This is a genomic window from Streptococcus sp. WM07 (assembly GCF_004570525.1).
Taxonomy (GTDB): domain Bacteria; phylum Bacillota; class Bacilli; order Lactobacillales; family Streptococcaceae; genus Streptococcus.
Window position 1 is genome coordinate 1 of record NZ_SPPZ01000067.1, and the last position, 8235, is coordinate 8235.

At 41.9% G+C, this 8235-nt stretch carries 8 protein-coding genes and 1 pseudogene; 3 read left to right on the forward strand and 6 right to left on the reverse strand.

Going from position 1 to position 8235, the window contains the following annotated elements:
- The coding region (locus E4T71_RS07590) for a transposase (protein WP_194181234.1) at positions 1 to 342 on the forward strand (342 nt) is incomplete at its 5' end.
- Between the two features lie 122 nt (positions 343 to 464).
- On the opposite strand, the gene nusB is transcribed toward E4T71_RS07590, so the two are convergent.
- From nusB to uvrA, 5 genes are all read right to left on the reverse strand, one after another.
- Complete coding sequence (nusB, locus tag E4T71_RS07595; protein ID WP_135038637.1) at positions 465 to 905, reverse strand: transcription antitermination factor NusB; 441 nt, start codon at positions 903 to 905, stop codon at positions 465 to 467.
- A complete protein-coding gene (locus E4T71_RS07600) occupies positions 898 to 1284 on the reverse strand; it encodes an Asp23/Gls24 family envelope stress response protein (RefSeq protein WP_135038639.1) in 387 nt (128 codons plus the stop codon). The genes nusB and E4T71_RS07600 overlap by 8 nt, the downstream gene beginning before the upstream one ends.
- 12 nt (positions 1285 to 1296) lie before the next feature.
- On the reverse strand, positions 1297 to 1857 hold the full coding sequence (gene efp / locus E4T71_RS07605; RefSeq protein WP_135038641.1) for an elongation factor P: 561 nt from the start codon (positions 1855 to 1857) through the stop codon (positions 1297 to 1299).
- 61 nt (positions 1858 to 1918) lie between these two features.
- Complete coding sequence (locus E4T71_RS07610) at positions 1919 to 2980, reverse strand: Xaa-Pro peptidase family protein (protein WP_135038643.1); 1062 nt, start codon at positions 2978 to 2980, stop codon at positions 1919 to 1921.
- A 4-nt stretch (positions 2981 to 2984) separates the two neighbouring features.
- Positions 2985 to 5816: an excinuclease ABC subunit UvrA gene (uvrA, locus tag E4T71_RS07615; RefSeq protein ID WP_135038645.1), complete on the reverse strand. Its 2832-nt coding sequence runs from the start codon at positions 5814 to 5816 to the stop codon at positions 2985 to 2987.
- 153 nt (positions 5817 to 5969) lie between these two features.
- Here uvrA and E4T71_RS07620 point away from each other — a divergent pair, with 153 nt between their 5' ends.
- Both E4T71_RS07620 and E4T71_RS07625 read left to right on the forward strand, forming a co-directional pair.
- The gene (locus E4T71_RS07620) at positions 5970 to 6914 is read left to right on the forward strand and encodes a magnesium transporter CorA family protein (RefSeq protein WP_135038647.1); all 945 of its coding nucleotides are present in this window, start codon (positions 5970 to 5972) and stop codon (positions 6912 to 6914) included.
- 14 nt (positions 6915 to 6928) lie between these two features.
- Positions 6929 to 7600, forward strand: a complete 672-nt coding sequence (locus E4T71_RS07625; protein WP_167758497.1) for a DUF1129 family protein — start codon at positions 6929 to 6931, stop codon at positions 7598 to 7600.
- A gap of 402 nt (positions 7601 to 8002) precedes the next feature.
- Here E4T71_RS07625 and E4T71_RS07630 read toward each other — a convergent pair.
- A pseudogene (locus E4T71_RS07630) lies at positions 8003 to 8235 on the reverse strand (hypothetical protein); the annotation flags it as partial.

The following is an 8235-nucleotide window of genomic DNA, read 5'->3' on the forward strand; positions in this document are numbered from 1 at the left end:
TGTAATACGGCTTGGATGAATGAATTTTTACGACAACTGTCAGAAGCTTACCCTAACGACTATATTATTTTGGTGATGGATAATGCGGTTTGGCATAAATCACAGACATTGGATATTCCTAGCAATATTGAATTTACATTTATTCCACCTTATACACCAGAGATGAATCCGATTGAACAAGTTTGGGCAGAGATTCGGAAATTAGGATTTAAGAACAAAGCATTTAAATCATTGAATGACGTCATTGATCAGTTGCAAGAAGTTATCCAAAGCTTATCAACTACTCGCTTACGATCGATTGTCCATAGAGAATGGATATCTGCTAATTTTGATTCTGAATGAGTATAAGAATTGCTTTTTTTTGCATTGGAAATTACAAAAAAGTTGCATGGAGCGCAAGCTTTCCACACAACTTATTATAGAACCTCTAAAAAGTGCTAGAGACTCACTCTAGCACTGTATCTTTAATTCGATGCTTCCGCTTCTTCAACATAGGCCGATAAGACCCCATTTACAAAGCGCGCTGATTTTGGTTCTGAGAAGGTCTTTGCTAACTCCACCGCTTCGTTGACCGCAACGACTGCTGGAGTTTCTTCAAAATAAAGTATTTCAAAAAGACCCAAACGAAGAATATTCTTCTCAATCAACGTTAGGCGGTCCAAAGTCCACCCTGATTTCAACTTAGCAGCAATTTTCTGATCTAAGTCTTCCCGGTGGTTTTGGACACCTTGGACAAGGTTTAGAAGAAAGACCGGAACTTCTCGTTCCTCTTCAACCGCTTCCTTATCATAGTTATAAGTAAAAGCGACAAGGCCCAACGAGTCCTCTTGGAACTCTAATCCCATGAGGGTCTGAAAAGCCCGTTCACGTAAATCACGACGAGTTTCCTGTTGCACTTTAGTCATTTAGAAAGTCCTCGTTGAACAGGTCTTTCAAGTCTGGCTTTGGCGTTTTCTCTGGAACAATTCCGGCAACATGAAGGTTGACCGCTGCCAATTCCATTTCTAGATAATTACGAACAGCTGTTTTAACCGTTTTTTGGATTTCCATTGCCAAGTTAGGAACAGAAACTCCATATTCCAAGTAAAGATAGATATCCACAACCTTCTCATCTGCCTGCATATCTTCGATATACACACCACGGCTTGAATTATTTTTAATCAAGCTATCTGACATGTTTTTATTTGCAAAGGAATGAACCCCATCCACTTTAGCAGTCGCAATCGCGATGATTTTCTCTAAGACCCGAGGGGCAATAATAATGTCACCTGATTGTTGCGTCATAGCTGGTCCTTTCTAGGCACGGGATACGTAAGTACCTTCTTGAGTATTAATAATCAATTTTTGACCAATTTCGATAAAGTCTGGAACGTTAACAACCAAACCAGTTTCAAGTGTCGCTGGTTTTCCAGAACCAGTCACAGTCGCACCTTTGATAGATGGTTGCGTATCTGTAACAGTCAATTCAACCGTTGTTGGAACAGTTACCCCAATCACCTCAGTACCATAGAATTGGATTTTCACTTCAGAGTTTTCCAGAATGAAACGAAGTTCATCTTGTACCGCTACTGTTGGAATTTCATATTGCTCAAAGCTCTCTGTATCCATAAAGTAAGCTGTATCATCCATTTGGTATAGGTAAGTCGCAGTCCGACTTTCGATAATAGCTTGTTCAAATTTCTCATCAGGACGGTAAGTCGTATCAAAAGTAGAACCATTCCGAACATCGCGCAATTTCATACGCATAACGGTATTTCCCTTACCAGGTTTGTGGTGGCTGGCTTCCAATACGCGAAGCAATTTTCCATCTGACGCTACGAAAGTCATTCCAGCTCTTAGTTTACTTGCATCAATCATGCTTGAATACCTCTTCAAATATAAATTTTTCTCTTCATTCTATCACAATTTAAGGTAAACCTCAAATGATGATAAGCTCCTTAGGTGCCTTGGTTAAAACCTGGCAGCCTCCTTCTTTGATCCATAGATCATCTTCAATCCGTAGGCCATATTTACCATCTAAGTAAATGCCTGGTTCATCGGTCACGACCATTCCAGATTGAAGTCGAGCCTCTGAGCCAGCCCGGAAGAAAGGCTCTTCATGGACTTCAAGCCCCATCCCATGACCAATGGAATGGCTAAAGGCTGGACCATAGCCCGCTTGGTCAATTAAAGACCGGGCAGCTTGGTCAAAGTCTGTCAACAACATACCCGCTTGTGCCTGATCGATGACTGCCTGATTAGCATCCAAAACCAATTGATGCAAGGCAGCCTGCTCATCACTCACATGGTCCAAATAAATAGTCCGAGTCATGTCCGATACATAGTGATTAAAGACACAGCCAAAATCTAAGGTCAAGCTATCTCCGGACTGGAGCTGACGCTGACCTGGATGAGCATGAGGCATGGCTGAATTGGGTCCAGAAGCTACAATCGAATCAAAAGACAAGCCACTAGCTCCTAATTCCCGCATACGGAAATCTAGGAAGTTGGCAATTTCCAACTCTGTTTGCCCAAGCTTAATAAATTCAAGAGCATCCATAAAGGCCTGGTCGGATATCTTACAGGCTTCCTGAATCACCGCAATCTCAAACTCATCCTTAATAATCCTCAAGTCCTCCACTAGATTAGCTTCTGCCACAAGCTCTTGAGCTGACAAGCGATTGGCCAATTCCTGGTAGTAATGGTAGGGGACAGTTGGCTCAAAACCAATCCGCTTCAATCCTCTATCCCTAACAAGGTTCTCCACCTCTGCCAATTCTAAGCGAGTCTCTATAAAACGAATCACTGGATGAAGAATATCTTTGGCCGCTAAAGTATAACGGGAATCCGTGAAAAAAGTTACGGCATCTGGCTCTACAAAAATAGTTGCATTAGAACCCGAAAAACCCGTTAGGTAATAGATATTGGTCAGGTTATTCACCAAAAAACCATCCAAATCACGCGCCACTAATACTGCCTGTAATTGTTCCAATCGTTTCATAAACCTAAATCTCCTCTAATTTTGCTTGTAGGTAACGCCCTGTATGGCTAGCAGGGTTTGCAGCTACTTCTTCTGGAGTTCCAACAGCAATAATCTGACCGCCTCCAACTCCACCTTCTGGTCCCAAATCAATAATATGATCGGCTGTTTTGATAACATCCAAATTATGCTCAATCACAAGAACTGTATTGCCTTCTTCGACAAAACGGTCCAAGACTTTTAACAGACGCGCAATATCTTCTGTATGAAGACCTGTTGTTGGCTCATCCAAAATATAAAAAGACTTCCCATTAGAACGTTTATGTAGCTCTGAAGCTAACTTCATCCGCTGTGCTTCTCCTCCAGATAAAGTTGTAGCCGGTTGTCCCAAAGTCACATAGCCTAAGCCAACATCCTTAATGGTCTGAAGCTTCCGTTGAATTTTTGGAATATGTTGGAAAAATTCAACAGCATCATTAACAGTCATATCCAAAATTTCTGCGATATTTTTTTCTTTATAGTGAACCTCGAGGGTTTCGCTGTTATAACGTGTCCCATGACAAATTTCACAAGGAACATAGACATCCGGTAGAAAGTGCATTTCAATCTTGATGATTCCATCACCCGAACAAGCCTCACAACGTCCACCCTTGACGTTAAAACTAAAGCGACCTTTTTTGTAACCTCGGATTTTAGCTTCATTGGTTTGAGCAAAAAGATCCCGAATATCGTCAAAGACACCTGTATAGGTCGCTGGATTGGAACGAGGGGTCCGTCCTATAGGACTCTGGTCAATATCAATCAACCGCTCAACCTGATCGATTCCCGTAATCGTTTTAAAACGACCAGGCTTCTCCGAATTACGATTAAGCTCCTGAGCCATGGCTTTTTTAAGAATGGCATTCACCAATGTGGACTTCCCAGAACCTGAAACACCTGTTACAGCCACAAATTTCCCAAGTGGAAACGATGCAGACACATCCTTCAAATTATTCTCACTAGCTCCTGTAATGTCGATTGTTTTACCATTACCAGCTCGCCGCTCTGTTGGAACTGGAATGGAGCGTTTCCCAGACAGATACTGCCCGGTCAAGGAATTCTTATCCTTAGCCACTTGATCAGGGGTTCCAGAGGCCACAACCTGACCACCAAAAACTCCTGCTCCAGGACCAATATCAATCAACCAATCCGCTGCCCTCATGGTATCTTCATCATGCTCTACGACAATCAAGGTATTGCCTAAATCACGCATTTTTTGAAGACTCTCAATCAGGCGGTCATTATCACGCTGATGCAAACCAATAGACGGTTCATCCAAGATATAAAGTACCCCACTCAAATTCGAACCAATCTGTGTCGCTAAACGAATTCGCTGACTTTCCCCTCCTGAAAGAGTTCCTGCGGTTCGAGAGAGGGTTAGGTAATTCAAGCCGACATTGTTCAAGAAAGAAAGGCGATCATGGATTTCCTTAACAATAGGTTTCGCAATCGTTGATTCCGTCTCCGTCAATGTTAGCCCTTCTACATAGGCCAAGTGATCTGCAACAGATAGGTCTGATACCTGTCCAATATGAAGACCATCTTCTCCACCTACACGAACAGAAAGTGCTGGTGGATTCAAGCGATATCCCTTACAAGTTCCACAAGTCAGCTCATTCATATATGTCCGCATGACATTCCGAGTATAATCACTGCTGGTTTCCCGATAACGGCGACTAATATTATTTGCCACACCTTCAAAAGGAATCTCAATATCTCGTACACCACCAAATTCATTTTCATAGTGAAAGGCAAATTCCCGTCCCCCAGAACCAAAGAAAATCAAGTCCTTATCTTCTTGAGCCAAGTCTTCAAACGGAGTATCCATATCAATTCCAAAGGCATCCATGGCCTGCTCCAACATTTGAGGATAGTAATTAGACGAAATGGGATTCCAAGGGGCCAGGGCTCCTTCTCTTAAGGTTTTCCCTGAATCTGGAACAACAACATCTAAATCAACTTCGAGCTTCATCCCTAGTCCATCACAGACTGAACAAGAGCCAAAGGGAGCATTAAATGAGAACAGTCGAGGTTCCAATTCCGGTACGGTGAAACCACAAACGGCACAGGCATAATGCTCGGAAAAGAGCAGCTCCTGGCCATCCATGGTATCAATCATCAAGTAACCTTCCGATAGGCGTAAGGCAGCCTCAACAGAATCAAAAAGTCGAGAACGGATACCCTCGCGAAGGACAATCCGATCCACAACGATTTCAATATCGTGCTTCTTACTCTTAGAAAGCTCAGGTACTTCTGTGATGTCGTAAATTTCTCCATCCACACGAACCCGGACATAACCATCCTTTTGAATTTTAGCCAGGAGATTCTTATGTTGCCCTCTCTTCTTACGAAGGACAGGGGATAGTATCTGAAGTCGTTGACCTTCGGGTAATTCCAAGACCTGGTCTACAATCTGCTCTACTGAAGAAGCCTCGATAGCTCCGTGGCCATTGATACAGTAGGGTGTCCCAACACGGGCATACAGCAAACGAAGGTAGTCATTAATTTCTGTAATAGTTCCTACAGTCGAACGGGGATTCTTACTGGTTGTCTTTTGATCAATGGAAATCGCCGGACTAAGACCATCGATGGAATCAACATCTGGTTTATCCATATTACCCAAAAATTGACGGGCATAGGCGGATAGAGATTCAACATAGCGACGTTGACCTTCCGCATAAAGGGTATCAAAAGCCAAACTAGACTTCCCTGAACCAGACAAACCTGTGATAACGACTAGCTTGTCGCGGGGAATGGTCACATCGATATTTTTTAAATTATGGGCGCGTGCGCCATGAATAACAATTTTATCCTGCATACAATCCTCTCTTTTTCTGTTCCTCCATTATATCAAAAATGCCTCAAAAACTGGCCCTAAAACCGATAGGTATAGAATTCTCCAACAATAGAAAAAGCTTGATTTTGAGCCTATTTAAGATATAATGGAGAAGAATGAGAAAAGGAGGGGACCATGAGACAGGTATTTTTATCAACAACAACCCAATTCAAGGAAATTGACCACATGGAATCTGGTTCTTGGATTAACCTGATCAATCCCACTCAAAGTGAATCGATTGAAGTGGCTAACGAATTTGACATTGATATCACCGATTTACGAGCCCCTTTGGATTTGGAAGAGATGTCGCGGGTTACCATTGAAGACAACTATACCTTGATTATTGTTGACGTTCCCATTACCGAGGAGCGAAACAATAAAATTTATTATGTCACTATCCCGCTAGGAATTATTTTGACAGATGAAGTCATCATTACTACCTGCCAAGAGGATATTCCATTGCTCGATGTCTTCGTACAACGACGTTTACGAAATTTTTACACCTTTATGCGCTCCCGCTTTGTCTTTCAAATTTTGTACCGCAATGCGGAGCTTTACCTTACCGCCCTTCGTTCCATTGACCGTAAGTCCGATCAAATCGAGACTGTTCTGCTAGAAGCTCCACGTAATGAAGAACTCATTGAACTCATGGAGTTGGAAAAAACCATCGTCTACTTTAAAGCCTCCCTCAAAACCAATGAGCGTGTGGTCCGTAAATTGACGTCTTCTTCCTCTTCCATCAAAAAATACCTGGAAGATGAGGATCTACTAGAAGATACTCTTATTGAAACTCAACAGGCTATTGAAATGGCCGATATTTATGGAAATATTTTACGGAGTATGACGGATACCTTCGCCTCTATTATTTCCAACAACCAGAACAACATTATGAAAGCCCTAGCCTTGGTTACTATCGTCATGTCCATTCCAACCATGATTTTCTCAGCCTATGGAATGAACTTCAAAAACAACGATATGCCTCTCAATGGTGAACCCCACGCCTTTTGGATCATCATTGCCATCGCCTTTGCAATGAGCCTTTCATTAACCTTGTATATGATTCATAAAAAATGGTTCTAAGAGAAAGGAAGTTTATGTCATTTGAAAATCTAACTAAAAAGAATCAGCAATATCTACGCACAGTCCAAAAATTATTGGAACAAGCTGGAAAAAATTCAACCGAAATTGATGAATTACTTGCAACTATTCTCCCTGAGATTGAAGAAAAACAAGCTCGCGGTTTCACTGCACGAGCACTCTATGGAACTCCAACCCAATGGGTTCGCAGTCAGCTTGAAGGCTCACATCCTGAGACAGAAGAACAAGCGGACACCAATGACAATCCCTGGCTAATGTGGTTGGAATCCACCCTCTTCCTACTCGCTTTTGTCGGACTTGGGATTGGACTGATCAACCAATTTGTTCCAAACAGTCCGAGTTACGGACTGCTAACACTGATTAGCATGACTACCGGAGGAGGAGCTGTTTTTTACGCCCTCTACCATTTTATCTATCGCTATTACGAACCTCAGTATGAGGGGGAACGTCCCAATGTTCGCCGTGGCTTCCTTTTTGTCGGACTCATTCTGCTGACCTGGATTGGTCTCATTACTCTTTCAGAGAGTCTACTCATCGGGATTAATTTACCACTTCCAAGTTTTGCCCTCATCCTAATTGGAGCAGCAGCTTTTGGAGTTCGCTGGTGGCTCATGCGTACCTACAATATTAAAAATGCTCGTATTAACCCCCGCCGTCGTCCGCTTTAACAAAACATTCTTAGTTGCGAAATCCTTCCAATCGTTAGATGCAAACTCTAGTGATTGGGGGGATTTTTTTGAAATGATCAATATAATTCCCCGGAATTGAAAAAGGAGATGGGCGCTTAAGTATTGATTGAAAGTACACCTCACCGATCGGTTTCCCTTGACTCCCCTCTACCAAATAGAGGGATCCTTTTACCCAAATTATTCATACCTCAGAAGAATCTGTGTAAATGCCTAAAAAATCATCAGAAACAACCAATAACCAATTGGAATTTCTGATGATCTTTATTATTCACCAAATTGTTCTAGGGATAAAAATGTATTCAGTACCTTATCACCCTAAAAAAGGCAGACTCCTCCCTTGGTGTAACTATATATTTTTAAAAATGTATACTATTTAACATCTTAATTTCCTAACAAAGGTGGACTTCCATCTCTTGCTTCATAAAGAATGGGGAGCGAGAAATTTAAGCTAGAAATTCGTTCAAAAAGAGTTCGAAACTCCTCCTTCAGAGAATAGAGGTTAGACAGTTTTAGAACTTGTCTTCTAGCACTTTTTACAGACTTTCCAACTATATTCACAAACAGTTTCCGAAAACGTTTCATCGTCAGATTCTTCACAACTCCACCAGCTATAT

Excerpts from the sequence above, each read along its gene's own strand:
- E4T71_RS07610 (WP_135038643.1), bottom strand. The coding sequence starts at position 2,980 with ATGAAACGATTGGAACAATTACAGGCAGTATTAGTGGCGCGTGATTTG.
- E4T71_RS07620 (WP_135038647.1), top strand. The coding sequence starts at position 5,970 with ATGAGACAGGTATTTTTATCAACAACAACCCAATTCAAGGAAATTGAC.
- efp (WP_135038641.1), bottom strand. The coding sequence starts at position 1,857 with ATGATTGATGCAAGTAAACTAAGAGCTGGAATGACTTTCGTAGCGTCA.
- nusB (WP_135038637.1), bottom strand. The coding sequence starts at position 905 with ATGACTAAAGTGCAACAGGAAACTCGTCGTGATTTACGTGAACGGGCT.
- E4T71_RS07625 (WP_167758497.1), top strand. The coding sequence starts at position 6,929 with ATGTCATTTGAAAATCTAACTAAAAAGAATCAGCAATATCTACGCACA.
- E4T71_RS07600 (WP_135038639.1), bottom strand. The coding sequence starts at position 1,284 with ATGACGCAACAATCAGGTGACATTATTATTGCCCCTCGGGTCTTAGAG.
- uvrA (WP_135038645.1), bottom strand. The coding sequence starts at position 5,816 with ATGCAGGATAAAATTGTTATTCATGGCGCACGCGCCCATAATTTAAAA.